Annotated in this window: 19 protein-coding genes; 13 read left to right on the forward strand and 6 right to left on the reverse strand. The window is 64.7% G+C overall.

Features of this window, described 5'->3' with window-relative positions; translation table 11 throughout:
- Nucleotides 1–5 precede the first annotated feature (5 nt).
- From lptC to NFG58_RS07490, 4 genes are read right to left on the reverse strand one after another with little or no spacing between them, the layout of a single operon-like run.
- Nucleotides 6–581: an LPS export ABC transporter periplasmic protein LptC gene (gene lptC / locus NFG58_RS07475; protein ID WP_108132651.1), complete on the reverse strand. Its 576-nt coding sequence runs from the start codon at nucleotides 579–581 to the stop codon at nucleotides 6–8.
- Nucleotides 578–1,144, reverse strand: coding sequence for an HAD hydrolase family protein (locus NFG58_RS07480; RefSeq protein ID WP_348827888.1), 567 nt, complete (start codon nucleotides 1,142–1,144; stop codon nucleotides 578–580). Before NFG58_RS07480 ends, lptC begins: the two co-directional genes overlap by 4 nt.
- 32 nt (nucleotides 1,145–1,176) lie before the next feature.
- The gene (locus NFG58_RS07485; RefSeq protein WP_348827889.1) at nucleotides 1,177–2,175 is read right to left on the reverse strand and encodes a KpsF/GutQ family sugar-phosphate isomerase; all 999 of its coding nucleotides are present in this window, start codon (nucleotides 2,173–2,175) and stop codon (nucleotides 1,177–1,179) included.
- Nucleotides 2,176–2,205: 30 nt separating this feature from the next.
- A complete protein-coding gene (locus NFG58_RS07490; RefSeq protein ID WP_222516954.1) occupies nucleotides 2,206–3,156 on the reverse strand; it encodes a calcium/sodium antiporter in 951 nt (316 codons plus the stop codon).
- A gap of 249 nt (nucleotides 3,157–3,405) precedes the next feature.
- Here NFG58_RS07490 and NFG58_RS07495 point away from each other — a divergent pair, with 249 nt between their 5' ends.
- The 9 genes from NFG58_RS07495 (at nucleotide 3,406) to hisD (ending at nucleotide 10,429) form a co-directional block, all read left to right on the forward strand.
- Complete coding sequence (locus NFG58_RS07495) at nucleotides 3,406–4,218, forward strand: ATP-binding cassette domain-containing protein (protein WP_045993258.1); 813 nt, start codon at nucleotides 3,406–3,408, stop codon at nucleotides 4,216–4,218.
- Entirely contained in the window at nucleotides 4,215–4,997 is a 783-nt protein-coding gene (gene mlaE / locus NFG58_RS07500; RefSeq protein ID WP_045993259.1) for a lipid asymmetry maintenance ABC transporter permease subunit MlaE, read from the forward strand. Before NFG58_RS07495 ends, mlaE begins: the two co-directional genes overlap by 4 nt.
- A 17-nt stretch (nucleotides 4,998–5,014) precedes the next feature.
- On the forward strand, nucleotides 5,015–5,479 hold the full coding sequence (gene mlaD / locus NFG58_RS07505) for an outer membrane lipid asymmetry maintenance protein MlaD (protein ID WP_045993260.1): 465 nt from the start codon (nucleotides 5,015–5,017) through the stop codon (nucleotides 5,477–5,479).
- 34 nt (nucleotides 5,480–5,513) lie between these two features.
- Nucleotides 5,514–6,164 (forward strand): ABC transporter substrate-binding protein, encoded by a 651-nt coding sequence (locus tag NFG58_RS07510; protein ID WP_045993261.1) that lies wholly within the window; start codon nucleotides 5,514–5,516, stop codon nucleotides 6,162–6,164.
- A complete protein-coding gene (locus NFG58_RS07515; protein WP_045993262.1) occupies nucleotides 6,161–6,496 on the forward strand; it encodes an STAS domain-containing protein in 336 nt (111 codons plus the stop codon). Before NFG58_RS07510 ends, NFG58_RS07515 begins: the two co-directional genes overlap by 4 nt.
- Before the next feature lie 283 nt (nucleotides 6,497–6,779).
- Nucleotides 6,780–7,034, forward strand: a complete 255-nt coding sequence (locus NFG58_RS07520; protein WP_045993263.1) for a BolA family protein — start codon at nucleotides 6,780–6,782, stop codon at nucleotides 7,032–7,034.
- A 13-nt stretch (nucleotides 7,035–7,047) separates the two neighbouring features.
- Entirely contained in the window at nucleotides 7,048–8,310 is a 1,263-nt protein-coding gene (gene murA / locus NFG58_RS07525) for a UDP-N-acetylglucosamine 1-carboxyvinyltransferase (RefSeq protein ID WP_108132653.1), read from the forward strand.
- An 88-nt stretch (nucleotides 8,311–8,398) separates the two neighbouring features.
- On the forward strand, nucleotides 8,399–9,049 hold the full coding sequence (hisG, locus tag NFG58_RS07530) for an ATP phosphoribosyltransferase (protein ID WP_045993265.1): 651 nt from the start codon (nucleotides 8,399–8,401) through the stop codon (nucleotides 9,047–9,049).
- A 66-nt stretch (nucleotides 9,050–9,115) separates the two neighbouring features.
- The gene (gene hisD / locus NFG58_RS07535; protein WP_108447962.1) at nucleotides 9,116–10,429 is read left to right on the forward strand and encodes a histidinol dehydrogenase; all 1,314 of its coding nucleotides are present in this window, start codon (nucleotides 9,116–9,118) and stop codon (nucleotides 10,427–10,429) included.
- A gap of 156 nt (nucleotides 10,430–10,585) precedes the next feature.
- On the opposite strand, the gene NFG58_RS07540 is transcribed toward hisD, so the two are convergent.
- Complete coding sequence (locus tag NFG58_RS07540; protein WP_348827890.1) at nucleotides 10,586–11,839, reverse strand: Do family serine endopeptidase; 1,254 nt, start codon at nucleotides 11,837–11,839, stop codon at nucleotides 10,586–10,588.
- A 122-nt stretch (nucleotides 11,840–11,961) separates the two neighbouring features.
- Here NFG58_RS07540 and NFG58_RS07545 point away from each other — a divergent pair, with 122 nt between their 5' ends.
- Nucleotides 11,962–12,723, forward strand: a complete 762-nt coding sequence (locus NFG58_RS07545; protein WP_045993361.1) for a Nif3-like dinuclear metal center hexameric protein — start codon at nucleotides 11,962–11,964, stop codon at nucleotides 12,721–12,723.
- A gap of 81 nt (nucleotides 12,724–12,804) precedes the next feature.
- Here the strand turns inward: NFG58_RS07545 and NFG58_RS07550 are convergent, their stop codons facing one another.
- A complete protein-coding gene (locus NFG58_RS07550) occupies nucleotides 12,805–13,248 on the reverse strand; it encodes a DUF1043 family protein (RefSeq protein WP_052704392.1) in 444 nt (147 codons plus the stop codon).
- A gap of 215 nt (nucleotides 13,249–13,463) precedes the next feature.
- Between NFG58_RS07550 and zapE the strand changes: the two genes are divergently transcribed.
- The 3 genes from zapE to rpsI all read left to right on the forward strand — a co-directional run bounded on the left by zapE (nucleotide 13,464) and on the right by rpsI (nucleotide 15,683).
- Nucleotides 13,464–14,630, forward strand: a complete 1,167-nt coding sequence (zapE, locus tag NFG58_RS07555) for a cell division protein ZapE (protein WP_045993362.1) — start codon at nucleotides 13,464–13,466, stop codon at nucleotides 14,628–14,630.
- Between the two features lie 221 nt (nucleotides 14,631–14,851).
- Nucleotides 14,852–15,280 carry a 50S ribosomal protein L13 gene (gene rplM / locus NFG58_RS07560; RefSeq protein WP_045993422.1) on the forward strand — a complete coding sequence of 143 codons (429 nt, stop codon included), beginning with the start codon at nucleotides 14,852–14,854 and terminating at the stop codon, nucleotides 15,278–15,280.
- A 13-nt stretch (nucleotides 15,281–15,293) separates the two neighbouring features.
- On the forward strand, nucleotides 15,294–15,683 hold the full coding sequence (gene rpsI, locus NFG58_RS07565) for a 30S ribosomal protein S9 (protein WP_045993363.1): 390 nt from the start codon (nucleotides 15,294–15,296) through the stop codon (nucleotides 15,681–15,683).
- Nucleotides 15,684–15,915: the final 232 nt, after the last annotated feature.

Raw genomic sequence — 15,915 nt, forward strand, 5'->3', positions numbered from 1 at the left:
GCTCCTTATTGAGGCTCTGGCGGATGATGACCGGTGACATTGTCGGTCAGGCGAGCGGTATTGTCATGGATCCAGGCGTCGAAGCGCTCCCCTTGCATCTGTTGAGGGGGTTGGCGTAGGACGGCTGGCGTTTCGCTCCAGACATGGCCACTGTCGCTGTCGTAGACCAATACCTCTGTATCAAGCTGCCAACGCTCTGCGGGGGCCTCGAGATGGGCGTCGCCCGACAGGGTCAGGGGGTTGCCGTCCGGACCCAGTTCACCGTTGTCGGCGTCGGCGATCCACTCTCGGCCGCTGTCGTCGATCAGCGCAAGGTCCGGCTGGTCCACCCGGGTGACGTCGTCGAGCGGTGTGTGCACAAGGCGTGGCGTATCGATGCGCTGATGGGGGGTGCCCTGGGCATCGAAGCGGGTCAGGCGGGCATCCACCAGGTAGTAGTCGGGCTCGCCGGCCTTGTCATTGGGTACCAGGTCGGGGACGTTGCTCTCGCGGGGGTCGAGCAACGTCAGGCCGCCACCGAGTACCAGCAGCAGGATGACCAGCCAGAAGCGAAAGCCTGGACGCAGTGCGCTCAGTTTCATGTCAGCGGTCCGTTGCTCAGGTAGCTGTCGATGATATCGTCGAGGCGGCCCTGGGCCATCAGCAGGGTGTCGGTGATCTCGCGCACCGCGCCATGTCCGCCGGCAACCTGGGTGACCCAGTCGGCGTGCTGACGAAGGTAGCAGGGGGCGCCTGGCACGGTGATGCCGACCGCACTGCGATGGATGCAGGGAAGGTCGGGCAGGTCATCGCCGCAGTAGGCGACCTGGTCGAGGGCCAGGCCAAGCGAATCGCACAGCGATTCAAGGGCGGGCAGCTTGCGCTCGACCCCTTGCTGTACGTGCTCAATGCCGAGTGCTCTGGCTCTCTGGGTGACCATGGGGGAGCTGCGCCCGGTGATCAGGGCCACCTGGATACCGGCGCGCTTGGCCAGCTTGAGGCCGTGGCCATCCAGGGTGTTGAACGCCTTCAACTCGGAGCCGTCGGCGTGGAAGTACAGTCGACCATCGGTCAGTACGCCGTCCACGTCCAGCGCCAGCAGCTTGATGTGGCGCAGGCGCTCCACCAGATCCGGCGCGAGGGAGGCGAGAAGCTCGTGAGACATGACGGCGTTCCTTGTAAAGGGATAAATGAGGCTCAGATGACACCGGCGGCCAGCAGGTCGTGCATATGCAGTGCACCGACTGGGCGCTGCTCGTCATCGACCACCGCCAGGGCGGTGATCCGGCCTTCCTCCATCAGCTTGACCGCCTCCGCCGCCAGGGTGGCGGGGCCGATGCGTCGCCCGGGGGTGGTCATCACGTCATCCACGGTAAGCGAGCTGAAGTCTTGATGACGATCCAGGGTGCGGCGCAGGTCGCCGTCGGTATAGACCCCGGCCAGGGTGCCGTCGGGGGACACCACGCAGGTAAAGCCAAGGCCCTGGCGGGTGATCTCGAGCAGGGCGTCGCGCAGCGGCGAGCCCGACGGTACTGAGGGCAGGCGGTCGCCGGTGTGCATCAGATCGGCCACGGTCAACAGCAGTCGCTTGCCCAGGCTGCCGCCCGGATGGGACAGGGCGAAATCCTCGGCGGTGAAGCCGCGGGTCTCGAGCAGAGCCACCGCCAGGGCGTCGCCCAGCGCCAGCGCTGCGGTGGTCGAAGAGGTCGGGGCCAGGTCCAGCGGGCAGGCCTCGCGCTCGACCCCTGCGTATAGATGGGCCTCAGCGTGGCGGGCCAGGGTCGAGTGCGCTCGGCCGGTCATGCTGATCAGTGGAATGCCCATGCGCTTGAGCAGCGGCAACAGGGCAGTGACCTCGGCGGTTTCGCCGGAGTTGGACAGTGCCAGGACGACGTCGCCGGGCGTGATCATGCCCAGGTCACCATGACTGGCTTCACCGGGATGGACAAAAAAGGCCGGCGTGCCGGTGCTTGCCAGGGTGGCGGCGATCTTGCCGCCGACATGTCCCGACTTGCCCATGCCGGTGACGACCACCCGGCCGCGGCAGGCCAGCAGCAGTTGGCAGGCACGGTCGAAGTCGCCGTCGAGACGCCCGATCAGGGCGTCGATGGCGTCACGTTCCAGCTCCAGGGTGCGTCGTGCGATATCGCGGACGCTCAGGGTCGGCGTCTGCGCCGAGGAGGGGTGTTTGCTCATGGCCATGATTGTTGCCGTTTACTGCCGTTGTCACAAGGGGCCTGCCGCGACCGAAAGGCCGAGCCAGGTCAGATAAAGCGCATAGGTGCAGGCCAGCAGCGCGCCGATCCAGCGCCCCAGGCGACCGCGGCGTTGCCACAGCAGCAGCGCCGCCAGCAGCAGCGTCAGGCCAAGCATTACCGGAAAGTCGCGGCCGGCGGCTGCGGGATCGGTGGCTCCCGGCGCCAGCAGCGCCGGTACCGGCAGTACCGCCAGCATGTTGAACAGGTTGGAGCCGATGACGTTGCCGATGGCCAGATCGTGGTGGCGCTTCAGCGCGCTGGCCACGCAGGCGGCGAGTTCCGGCAGGCTGGTGCCGATGGCGACGACGGTCAGACCGATCACCAGCTCGCTTACGCCAAAGGTGCGTGCCAGCTCAGTGGCGCCCCAGACCAGGGCGCGGGAGCTGGCGATCATCACCGCCAGGGTCAGCACCAGCCAGCCGATGGCCTTGCCCAGTGCCATGCCGGGAATGTCGTCGGCCATCTCCTGTTCGGCCTCGTCGGCGCGAAACAGCCACCACAGACTGAATACCAGCAGCGCGATCAGCAGGGCCGCGTCGAGGCGTTCGAGGCTGCCATCGGCCAGGGCGTAGCCGGCGAGGCCGGTGGCGCCCAACAGCAGTGGCAGCTCGCGGCGCACGATGGTGAAGCGCACCGGGATCGGCACCACCAGTGCAGTCACGCCCAGTACCAGCGCGATGTTGGCGATATTGGAGCCCAGCGCATTGCCGGTGGCCAGGTCGGGGGCGCCATCCAGCGAGGCCATCACCGAGACCACGATTTCCGGGGCAGAGGTGCCGATGGAGACGATGGTCATGCCGACCAGCATGATGCTCATGCCGGCGCGGTAGGCGGTGGCGGCGGCGGCGCCGACAAAGCGATCCGCGCTCCAGAGCAGGCCCACCAGGCCCAGGGCGACGACGACAGACGGTAACAGCATGGAGAACGACTTGGTTGCAGAAAGGGCGCCCATTGAACCCTTAGATAAACCTGCGCGCAAGCGCGCAACCGGGGCACTGGCATGCTGCATTTGAGTTAAGATACGATGTTCGAAAACCGAGCGCGGCTCAAGGCGCTCTATTCTCAAGGTTCGGGCTCAGGTCTGGCCAGGCGTCGAATCCGAGGATTCGGGGCGGGCGTCCGGTCTGAACCGCCGGTTCACGGTGATACTGACTCTATAGGGACTGCGATGACGGCTTCCTCCTTGGTGGAGGTGGAGAATCTGCATTTCACGCGCGGCGACAGGGATATCTTTCGCGGCGTGGATCTCTCCATACCCCGCGGCAAGATCACGGCCATCATGGGGCCAAGTGGCACCGGGAAGACTACCCTGCTGAAACTGATCGGGGGGCAGCTCAACCCCAGTGGCGGACGCGTCCTGATCGATGGTCAGGACGTCCATCGCCTGTCGCGCAAGGATCTGTTCCAGATGCGTCGGCGCATGGGCATGCTGTTCCAGAGTGGCGCGCTGTTTTCCGATCTCAGTGTCTACGAGAACGTGGCATTTCCGCTGCGGGTGCACACCGATCTGCCGGAAAGCATGGTGCGTGACGTGGTGCTGATGAAGCTCGAGGCGGTGGGGCTGCGTGGGGCCAGAGACTTGATGCCAGCAGAGCTGTCCGGCGGCATGACACGGCGTGTGGCGCTGGCGCGGGCGGTGGCGCTGGATCCTGAATTGATTCTCTACGACGAGCCCTTCGTCGGCCAGGATCCGATCTCCATGGGTGTGCTGGTCCAGTTGATTCGGCGGCTGAATCAGGCGCTGGGCTTGACGGCGGTGGTGGTCTCCCACGATATCAAGGAGACCCTGTCCATCGCCGACTACGTCTACGTGGTCGCCGACGGGCGGGTCATGGCCCACGGCACGCCGGCATCGCTGGACGTGGAACAGGACGCCCGAGTCAGTCAGTTCGTGCATGGTGAGCCGGACGGCCCTGTGCCGTTTCACTACCCGGCCAACGATTTCCACGATGACATTCTGGGCCAGGGGAGCCGTCCATGATCGAACGAATCACCCATATGGGACGGCGCGGCTGCGACCTGCTGGAGGCCGTCGGCCGGGCCAGCATCTTTCTCGGCCAGTCCATGCTGGGGCGCCCCTCGGCAGAAGGGTTCAGCCTGTGGGTGGCCCAGGTCTATGCGGTCGGTGTGCTGTCGTTGGCCATCGTGCTGGTGTCGGGGCTGTTCATCGGCATGGTGCTGGCGCTTCAGGGTTACACCATCCTGGTCGGGTTCGGTGCCGAGGACGCGCTCGGCCAGATGGTGTCGTTGGCCCTGTTGCGTGAACTGGCGCCGGTGGTGGCGGCGCTGTTGTTCGCCGGGCGCGCGGGCTCGGCATTGACCGCCGAGATTGGCCTGATGAAGGCCACCGAGCAGCTGACCAGCATGGAGATGATCGGTGTCGATCCGCTGCGTCGTATCGTGGCGCCACGCCTGTGGGCGGGGTTCGTCTCGCTGCCGCTGCTGACCATCGGCTTCAGCGTGGTCGGCGTGTACGGCGGCTACCTGGTCGGGGTCGAGTGGCTCGGGGTGTTCGAAGGCTCGTACTGGGGCAACATGCAGGCCAGCGTCGGCTTCTTTACTGATATCGGCAACGGCGTGGTCAAGAGCATCGTGTTCGCCATAGTGGTCACCTGGATTGCCGTGTTCCAGGGGTATGATCTGGTGCCGACCTCGGAAGGTATTTCGCGGGCCACCACCCGTACCGTGGTGTATTCCTCCCTGGCCGTGCTGGGCTTGGATTTCGTTCTTACCGCCGTGATGTTCGGCGGGCTTTCCTGATTCTGCGGAGACTGTCCATGAAGCGCAGCAAGACGATGGAGTTTGGTGTGGGCCTGTTCATGCTGGCCGGTATCCTGGGGCTGGTATTCTTGGGGCTCAAGGTCAGCGGCCTGGACCTGCAACGTGCCGACGACACCTACGAGCTCCGGGCCAACTTCGCGAATATCGGTGGGCTCAAGCCGCGGGCACGAGTGACGATGGCCGGGGTGACCGTGGGACGGGTAGAGAGCATCGAGCTGGATACCGAGTTCTACGATGCCGTGGTGGTGATGTCGCTGGACAGCTCCCTGGCCGGCAAGCTGCCGGATGACAGCACCGCGGCGATCCTTACCTCGGGCCTGCTTGGCGAGCAGTACATCGGGCTGTCGGTCGGGGGGTCACCGGAGATGATCGCCGAGGGTGAGGCGATTCGTGATACCCAGTCCGCGCTGGTGCTCGAGGAACTGATCCAGCAGTTCGTGTCCAATCTGACGAAAGACTGATCCGGCAGTTTCCGGAGATACAAGGAGGCAACCCATGACCCGTTCTTTGCCCGCAATGGTTCACCTGCGCCGCTGGTTGATGGCGCTGATGATGGTGCTGGCCAGTCTGCCGGCCATGGCCCAACAATCCCCCGAGCAACTGATTCGCGACAGCGTCAATGATCTGATGGGGATGATCGGCGGCCGAGAGGCCTACTTCATGGACCGTCCCGACGAGCTCAAGCAGATGGTCGACGAGAGTCTGCGTGGCGTCGCCGACTTTCGCTACATCGGCGCCAGTGTGATGGGCCGCTACTTCAACAATGCCACGCCGGAGCAGCGTTCGCGCTTCGTCGAGGTGTTCAAGCAGACCCTGCTCGACACCTATGCCAAGGGCCTGGTGACCTTCGAGTACAAGGAAGTTCGCGTGCTCGATAACCAGTCCGCCTCACGCTATGACGATCAGGACAGCGTCGAGATGGAAGTGGTGGCCACCGACGGCACCATCTACCCGGTCAACTACACCCTGCGCAAGTCCAACGGCCAGTGGCGGGTGGTCAATGTCATCGTCAATGGCATCAATCTCGGTCTGACCTTCCGCAACCAGTTCGATCAGGCCATGCGTGACCACAATCGTGACTACGACGCCGTGATCAACAACTGGTCGCCGGATGTCGGCGTCGACGAACTGGAGCGCGGTGCGTGAGCGTGTTGATGGAAGTGGCGTCGGCCCGCCTGCTCGAGGACGGAAGTACACTCCGGGTGTGTGGCAAGGTCGACTTCGACGGGGCCGCGGACATGGCCGAGGCAGGTCGTGAGTGGCTCCAGAGTCGAGCATCGGGCACCTCGGTGTGCCTCGACCTGAGCGAGGTGGAGCACGTCTCCAGCGCGGCGCTGACCATGATGCTCGAGTGGGCGCGTACCATTCGCCGGATCGGGCTGTCGCTCAACAGCATCAAGTTGTCGGCGCAGCTCAGGCAGTTGACCGAGCTGGCCGGTCTGGATGATCTGTTGCCTTCCAGCACCGTTACCGCCTAGCGGCGGTTGTCTGGCTGCTGGTGTCCGCGATGCGCCCGGTTCGACGTCTGAAGCCAGCGCCTTGATCCGGGCTGCTCGCCCTCGCCGCTAGCCCTTCCGGCACCCCCGACCACCGCAAGGTGGCCGGGGGTGTCTTTTTTGTGACGGACGTATAGATGGAAACCTCGCTGCGTCATCGCCAAGCGCGCCGCTTTTCTTTACCATATGCCCTTTGAGTTTTTTCGGGACGTCACGGCGAGGCCGTGGGCGTCTCCCGTCATTGGTCTGGTCAAGGAGCAGGTGCATGCAACCCAGCGACGTCAAAGCGCTGCTCGAGAGCCGTGTCGACGGCTGTGAATTTCATATCCAGGGTGAAGGCTGCAACTTTCAGGTGATTGCGGTGGGCGAACGCTTCGCCGAGCTGTCACCGGTCAAGCGTCAGCAGGTCATCTATGGTGCGCTGTCCGAGGAAATCGCCTCCGGCGCCCTTCATGCGGTCAGCATCAAGACCTATACCCCCGCACAGTGGCAGGCTGCCGCCGAAAACACCGGAGCCTGATGGTACCGCCTTCATGGACAAATTGATCATTACCGGCAACGGACCCGCCGAGGGCGACGTCTGGGCCAGTGGCGCCAAGAATGCAGCGCTGCCCATCCTGTGCGCCACCCTGCTGTCCGAAGAGCCGGTCACCATCGGCAATCTTCCCCATCTGCAGGACATCACCACCACCCTGGAACTGCTCGGCCACATGGGCGTGCAGGCGGTGATGGGCGAAAAGATGTGCATTCAGCTCAACGGAGCCCAGGTCAGCGATTGCCACGCGCCCTATGAGCTGGTCAAGAAGATGCGCGCCTCGATCCTGGTGCTGGGACCGCTGCTCGCCCACTTCGGCAAGGCCGACGTGTCGCTGCCGGGCGGGTGCGCCATCGGCTCGCGTCCGGTGGACCTGCATATTCGTGGCCTCGAGGCCATGGGTGCCGATATCCGGGTCGAGGGTGGCTACATCCGTGCTACCACGCCGGGCCGCCTCAAGGGGGCGACCATCTTCTTCGATACCGTGACCGTGACCGGTACCGAGAACCTGCTGATGGCCGCGACCCTGGCCGACGGCACCACGGTGCTCGAGAACGCCGCCAAGGAACCCGAAATCGTGGATCTGGCCGAGTGCCTGATCAAGATGGGTGCCGATATCCGTGGTCACGGTACCGACACCATCACCATCGAAGGGGTGGAGCGGCTCCACGGGGCTCGCCACGACGTCATGCCGGACCGTATCGAGACCGGCACCTTCCTGGTCGCAGCGGCGCTCAGCCGTGGCCGCGTTCGGGTGCGTCGTACCCGTGCCGACATTCTCGAGGCGGTGCTGGCCAAGCTCGAGGAGGCGGGGGCCAGGATTACCACCGGTGAGGACTGGATCGAGCTGGACATGGAAGGGCGCAGGCCCAAGGCGGTCAATATCAGGACCGCTCCGTATCCGGCCTTTCCCACCGACATGCAGGCCCAGTTCGTGGCCATGAATGCGGTGGCCGAGGGCTCCTCGCGAGTGGTCGAGACGATCTTCGAGAATCGTTTCATGCACGTGCAGGAGTTGAACCGTATGGGCGCCAACATCGCCCTGGAAGGCAACACTGCCGTCATCGAAGGCGTCGAGCATCTGTCCGGTGCACCGGTGATGGCCACCGATCTGCGCGCTTCGGCCTCACTGGTGATCGCGGCGATGATGGCCAAGGGCGAGACCCTGGTCGATCGTATCTACCACATCGATCGCGGCTACGAATGCATCGAGGAAAAGCTCCACCTGCTGGGTGCTCGGATCAAGCGCGTCCCGGGCTGAGCTTTCTTCGCCCAGCCGGCTCGGACTGCCCGAGCCGGCGCGGGGAAACACGCCACATTGACTTCCAACCCGACAACCGGGCGAGACCATGAGCAAGCAATTGATAGTGGCGCTCTCCAAGGGGCGCATTCTCGACGAGACGCTGCCACTGCTGGCGGATGCCGGCATCCGGCCCGCCGAGGACCTGGGCAAGAGTCGCAAGCTGTTGTTCGACACCAATCTGCCAGACGTCAAGCTGGTGGTGATTCGTGCCACCGATGTGCCGACCTATGTGCAGCTGGGGGCGGCGGACCTGGGGGTGGCCGGCAAGGATGTGCTGCTGGAGCACGGTGCCGAGGGGCTGTATGAGCCGCTGGACCTCAATATCGCGCGTTGCAAGCTGATGACGGCTGGTATTCAGGGTGCCGAGCCCGCCCGTGCCCGGCGTCGGGTGGCGACCAAGTTCGTCAATGTGGCGCGGCGCTATTACGCCGAGCAGGGCATCCAGGCCGAGGTCATCAAGCTGTACGGTGCCATGGAGCTGGCGCCGCTGATGAACCTGGCCGACGAGATCGTCGATATCGTCGATACCGGCAATACGCTGCGTGCCAACGGTATGGAGCCACGGGAACTGATGGCCCATATTAGCACCCGGTTGGTGGTCAATCAGGCCTCGATGACCATCAAGCATGATCAGATCAAACCGCTGTTGCGCCGCTTGAGCGACGCCGTCGAGGCGCGGCGGCAGGCGGCAAGCTGAGCGCACCAGCCAACGGAACCCGAGGGTTCTCAACGTATGGCCAAGACAGAAGCGGAGATTTCCGACATGAGCCAAGACACGCCCCTGGTGGCCCGACTCTCGACCCGAGACGAGGATTTCGAGTCCCGTCTCACCGACCTGCTGGCGTGGGAAGGCGTGTCGGACCATGGTGTCCAGCAGGCGGTCTCCGAGATCATCAGCCAGGTGCGTCGGGAGGGGGATGCCGCCCTGGTGGCGCTGACCTGTCGCCTCGATCGCCTCGAGGCCTCGAGCATGGCGGATCTGACCCTGGGGGCTGATCGTCTCGAGGCCGCCTACGCGTCTCTGCCCGACGACCAGCGTCAGGCGCTGGCCACCGCCGCCGAGCGTATCCGCGTCTACCACGAACGCCAGAAGCCCACTTCCTGGCAGTACACCGAAGACGACGGCACCGTGCTGGGGCAGAAGGTCACGCCGCTGGATCGCGCCGGTATCTACGTGCCCGGCGGCAAGGCCGCCTATCCCTCATCGGTGCTGATGAACGCTGTGCCGGCCCACGTGGCGGGAGTGCGGGAGATCATCATGGTGGTGCCCACGCCCGACGGCGTGGTCAACGATCTGGTGCTGGCGGCGGCGCATCTAGCCGGGGTGGACAAGGTGTTTACCCTGGGCGGTGCCCAGGCCGTGGCGGCGCTGGCCTATGGCACCGAAAGCGTGCCCAGGGTCGACAAGATCGTCGGGCCGGGCAACATCTATGTGGCCACCGCCAAGCGCGCGGTCTTTGGTCAGGTGGGGATCGACATGATCGCCGGGCCTTCCGAGATCCTGGTGGTGTCCGACGGCCAGACTGATCCTGACTGGCTGGCCATGGACCTGTTCTCCCAGGCAGAGCACGACGAAGACGCCCAGGCGATCCTGGTCAGCTGGGACGTGGAGCATCTGGCGGCGGTGGAAGCGTCCATGGAACGGCTGCTGCCGACGCTCGAGCGCGAAGCCATCGCCGGGGCCTCGCTGCGTACGCGCGGTGCGCTGATCGCCTGTCGTGACGAGGGCGAGGCGCTGGAGTTGATCAATCGCATCGCGCCGGAGCATCTGGAGTTGTCGGTGGAGCACCCGGAGCGACTGGCGGAGCAGGTGCGCCACGCCGGAGCCATCTTCATGGGACGCCATACCGCAGAGGCGCTGGGCGACTACTGCGCTGGTCCCAACCACGTGCTGCCGACCTCGGGTACGGCGCGCTTCTCGTCACCGCTTGGCGTCTACGACTTCCAGAAGCGCTCTTCGATCATTCACTGCTCGCCACAGGGGGCGTCTACCCTGGGCAAGACCGCCTCGGTGCTGGCTCGTGGTGAATCGCTGACCGCCCACGCGCGTTCGGCGGAGTACCGCATCAAGGATTGAAGCGACGCAGGGCCGGTGGTCGTTGTGACCGAGCGCCCCCGGCCCCAGACAGGCATCCAGACATGAAAAGGCCCGGAGCAATTCCGGGCCTTTTCATGTCTGGACGGTGGGGCACGCTTGGACACTGCTTCTGCGTTACCCACCTCGGGGTGCGTCTCAGGGGGCTGACTGGCTGCTGCCGGTCTGCTGCGACTGGGATTGGGGCGTGGGGCGCTCGCCGACTTCCAGTTCCACCTCGATCGGCTTGCCGTCGCGGGCGACGCTGACGGTCAGGGTGGTGCCGGGAGCCACCGCAGCGATGTCGCTCATGGTCCGACGCGGATCGATCACCGCGCGACCGTCGACCTCCAGCAGTACGTCTCCGGGTTTCAGTCCCGCCCGGTCGGCCGGTCCCTGGGACACCACGCCGGCGATGATTACCCCGGCTGGCGCCTGCAGGCCGAAGGAAGCGGCCAGTTCCTGGTTCAGCTCCTGGGCCTCGATGCCGAGCCAGCCGCGGATGACCCGGCCGTGGGTGACCAGCTCGTCGAGGATGCTGCGGGCCAGGTTGGCCGGGATCGCGAAACCGATACCCTGGGAGCCCCCCGAGCGGGAGAAGATGGCGGTGTTGATGCCGACCAGGGCGCCGTCGGGGTTGATCAGGGCGCCGCCGGAGTTGCCCGGGTTGATCGCCGCATCGGTCTGGATGAAGTCCTCATAGGCGTTGAGTCCCAGATGGCTGCGACCGGTGGCGCTGATGATGCCCATGGTCACCGTCTGGCCGACCCCGAAGGGGTTGCCGATGGCCAGCGAAACGTCGCCCACCGCGACCTTGCGCGAGTCGGTCAGCTCGATCACCGGCAGGTCGCCGAGATCGATCTTGAGTACCGCCAGGTCGCTTTCGGGATCGGTGCCGATGACCCGGGCCAGGGTCTCGCGGCCGTCGCGCAGCGCCACCTGGACCTGGTCGGCGCCGCTGATGACGTGGTGGTTGGTCAGCACGTAGCCGTCCTCGCTGACGATGACGCCGGAGCCAAGGCTCGAAAGCATGCGTTGGCGCGACGGCACGTCATTGTTGCCGAAGAACTGGCGGAAGAAGGGGTCTGACATCAGCGGGTGGGTTTCCCGTTCCACGACCCGCGAGGAGTAGACGTTGACCACCGCGGGCGCGGCCTTCTCCACCGCCTCGGCGTAGCTCACGGGGCCGCCACGGCGGTCCAGCGGCGCAGCCTCCTTGACCTCGGGGGCAGGACGTTGCGGTGCCTGCTGCTCGGTGGTTGTCGCTGGTGGCGTGGCGGGAACTACCGTCAGGCTGTCACCGCTCGGTGACGGTAGTCTGCCGAGCCGTTCGGGGAAGGCATTGATCAGCACGATGGCGAGCAGAATGCCGATGAAGACCGGCCAGATATAGGTCGAGAGGGTGCGTCGCATGCGGCGATGATCCTTGGCGCTTGGCAGTGAGGCGGTCGCGGGCCGGCGGGGCGGTGCGTACAATGTGCGCCATTGTAGCATCGCCAACCTGATGCTTGTTTGGAGCTATTTCAGGAGATCTCATGATAGACCGCGACGAACTGGTATCGGCCTGCGAGCAGCTGCTGGAGGCCCGGCGCTTCAAGGACTACACCGAGAACGGGCTGCAGGTGGAGGGCGCACGCACGGTCACCCGTGTGCTCTCCGGCGTCACCGCCTGTCAGGCGCTGCTTGACGAGGCGGTGCGCTGGCAGGCCGATCTGGTGCTGGTGCACCACGGCTACTTCTGGAAGAACGAGCCGGTGGCGGTTACCGGCATGAAGCGCCGGCGGCTGTCGACTCTGCTGGCCAACGACATCAACCTGCTGGCCTACCACCTGCCATTGGACGCCCATCCCGAGCTTGGCAACAATGCGACCCTGGCGCAGCGCCTGGGGTGGACGGTGGAGGGAACGCTGGACGCGCCCATGGGCGAAGGGCTTCTGTGGCACGGTCGGCTGGAAAGGCCAATGGGCGTTGCCGAGCTGGCTGCCCAGGTAGGAGCGTCGCTGGCACGCGAGCCGTTGGTGATCGAGGCGCCTGGTACCGACGCGGTGAGTCGAATCGCCTGGTGTACCGGCGGCGCTCAGGACATGATCATCCCGGCCGCCGAGGCCGGTGCCGAGGTGTTCGTTTCGGGCGAGATATCCGAGCGCACAACCCACCTGGCGCGGGAGATGGGGATCCACTATCTGGCAGCGGGTCATCACGCCACCGAGCGCTACGGCGTCCAGGCGTTGGGGGAATGGCTGGCGCAGCGCTTTGGTGTCGAGCACCGCTTCGTCGACATCGACAACCCTGCCTGAGCAGCAAGCGCCATCGACCGCTTGTGTCGCTGCCAACGCCAGAGCCCGCACCAGTGTGCGGGCTCTGTCATGGCGGGGTGGTCAGTAACGTGGCGGGCGCGGTTCTGCGTTCTGGTCGTCATTGGCCTGGCGCAGACCGAAGTCCTCTGACAGGGTGCCGCGGTTGCCGTCGGCGTAGTCCCGCGGAATGGCGATATCATCGCTGGTCTCGCCGGGTTCGCTGGGCGGTGTCACCTCGCCGCCGATGGCCTTGCTGCCAAGCTGGCGCGCCGACTCGTGAAGTTGGCGCTGCAGGGTGAGGGCGTCATCGCAGACCTGCCGGGCCAGGTCGTCCATCTGTTGCAGGTGGTCGTCGACACCGTCTTTCCACTCGGTCAGCTGGCGTTCCCGTTCGGTCAGCTTGAGGCGCAGCCTTTGGGCACTGCGTGCGCCGCCGTTGAGCAGGTGGTAGCCCAGTGCGCCGAGTCCAATTCCGGCCACCAGGCAAGCCGCCGCCAGGATCATGTTGAAGTTGCTTGGTTCCACGTAGTTCTCCCTGAGCTCTTTCGGACGACCCGCGGCCGCCGCCGGCCTGGCCGACGGCCCATTATAGAGGCGTTGGCTCATAAAGGGTCAATGGCCTGGGGCCTCCCTTGTCGTGCTGGCGTGATGCGCTGTTGCCGGTCGCGGCCTGGGACCTGCCATTCCTGTGTGGTCTGCGTATAATGCGGCTCCGAACTTGTTGACAGTCAGGACGCTACATGAGCTCTTCCCCGTCGAGCAGTGGTCGGCCAGAAACTCCGCTGGAACGCTACCGGCGCGACCTCCAACGTGATGATTTCACGGAGGATGCCGCCCAGGCCAATGCCGTGGCGCATCTGCAGCGACTGTATGACGAGCTGGTGGCAGCGCCCAAGGCCAAGGCGCCGGCGGCGGCGCGCGACGGCTGGGCGTCGAAGGTGAAGGGCCTGTTCGGGCGCAAGGAGGAAGAGCAGGAGCCGGCGCTGCCAGCCATCTCCGGGCTCTATTTCTGGGGCGGCGTCGGTCGTGGCAAGACCTACCTGGTCGACACCTTCTACGAAGCGCTGCCGTTTCCCCAGAAGATGCGCACCCATTTCCATCGCTTCATGCAGCGTGTCCACAACGAGCTGGATCACTGCAAGGGCGAGAAGAACCCGCTCCGGCTGATCGCCGGCAAGTTTGCCGAGGAGGCGAGGGTGATCTGTTTTGACGAATTCTTCGTCAAGGACATCACCGATGCCATGATTCTGGCCAATCTGCTCGAGGCGTTGTTCGAGCGCGGTGTGGTGCTGGTCGCCACCTCCAACATCGTGCCGGACGATCTGTACAAGGATGGCCTGCAGCGCTCTCGCTTTCTGCCGGCCATCGATCTGCTCAAGCGCCACTGTGAGGTGGTCAACGTCGATTCCGGCGTCGACTATCGACTGCGGGCGCTGGAGCGCGCCGAGATCTTCCATTCGCCGCTGGACGAGGCGGCGGATCAGGAGCTCGAGCGCAGCTTTCGCGAGATCGCCGGTCAGGCGGGGGAAGAGCAGGTGCCGGTGGAGATCAACCATCGCATCCTCAAGGCGCGTCGACTGCACGAGGACGTGGTCTGGTTCGACTTTCTCGAGCTGTGCGACGGGCCGCGCAGTCAGAACGACTACATCGAGCTGGCTCGCGAGTTCCACACGGTCCTGGTGTCCTGTGTGCGGCGCATGGACGCCGCCACCGACGATCAGGCCAGGCGCTTCATCAACATGGTCGACGAGTTCTACGACCGTGGCGTCAAGCTGTTGATGTCCGCCGAAGCGCCGGCAGAGGCGCTCTATGAGGGTGGCAAGCTGGAGTTCGAGTTCGAGCGCACTCTGTCCAGGCTTCAGGAGATGCAGTCCCGGGAGTACCTGGCGCTGCCCCACAAGCCTTGAGCCGACGGTGATTGCGTGTGTCCGAGGGGGTGACGGCACGCTTTCGCTCATGTAGAATGCGCGCTCGCTCGACCGTTGTGGCGGCATCGTCCGGATTTCCGGGTGCCGCGCAACCAAGAAAAATAGGGATGATCTCTTCGCGGCGTGGTCTCGCTGAACACCTGTCGGGTGTCCAGAACACGACGAAAGGGATCCAACACATCGAATTGGTGATTTCATCCATGAAGACGTTCAGTGCTAAGCCGCAGTCCGTCCAGCGCGACTGGTATGTCGTCGATGCCGCGGACAAGACGCTCGGTCGTCTGGCTACCGAAATTGCTCGCCGCCTGCGTGGCAAGCATAAGCCGGAATACACTCCTCACGTTGATACCGGCGACTACATCGTCGTGATCAATGCCGAGAAGGTTAAGGTCACCGGCAACAAGGCCAGCGACAAGATGTACCATCGTCACACCGGTTACCCGGGTGGCCTGCGTTCCATGACCTTCAGCCAGCTGATCGACCACGCTCCCGAGCGTGTCATCGAAGGTGCCGTCAAGGGCATGCTGCCGAAGGGTCCGCTGGGCCGTGCCATGCACGCCAAGCTCAAGGTCTACGCCGGTTCCGAACATCCGCACGCTGCCCAGCAGCCGCAAGAACTGAACATCTGAGGGGATCTTCGCCATGACACAGCAGTATTACGGTACCGGGCGCCGCAAGACCTCAACCGCGCGCGTCTTCCTCAAGCCGGGCACCGGCAAGATCACCGTCAACAGCCGTGACCTGAACGAATACTTCGGTCGCGTGACTGGCCGCATGGTGGTTCGCCAGCCGCTGGAACTGACCGAGACCCTCGGCCAGTTCGACGTCTATGTCACCGTCAAGGGTGGCGGCGGCAGCGCCCAGGCCGGCGCCATTCGTCACGGCATCACCCGTGCCCTGATGCAGTACAACGAGGACTTCCGTCAGCCGCTGCGTGCTGCCGGCTACGTCACTCGTGACGCACGTGAAGTCGAGCGTAAGAAGGTCGGTCTGCGCAAGGCGCGTCGTCGCCCGCAGTTCTCCAAGCGTTAATCACCCACGCTTGCCGATCAACAACGCCCGGGCCATTGGCCCGGGCGTTGTCGTGTCCGGGGTTCGAAAAATTGTGTGCTGTAGTGCTCTGGTGGTGGGGATCATCGGGTCGCCTGGCGGCGCTTGTTTCCCTCGTTAATCTGTCATCGTCTATGCCTTTTGAGCCGCCCTGTCCCTCAAGGCGAACAGGCACAGTGGTATAAAGTTGTTCCACGTCAATTGTCTGGGGCTT

Source organism: Halomonas sp. RT37 (assembly GCF_040070525.1).
In the GTDB taxonomy this organism is placed as follows: domain Bacteria; phylum Pseudomonadota; class Gammaproteobacteria; order Pseudomonadales; family Halomonadaceae; genus Halomonas; species Halomonas litopenaei.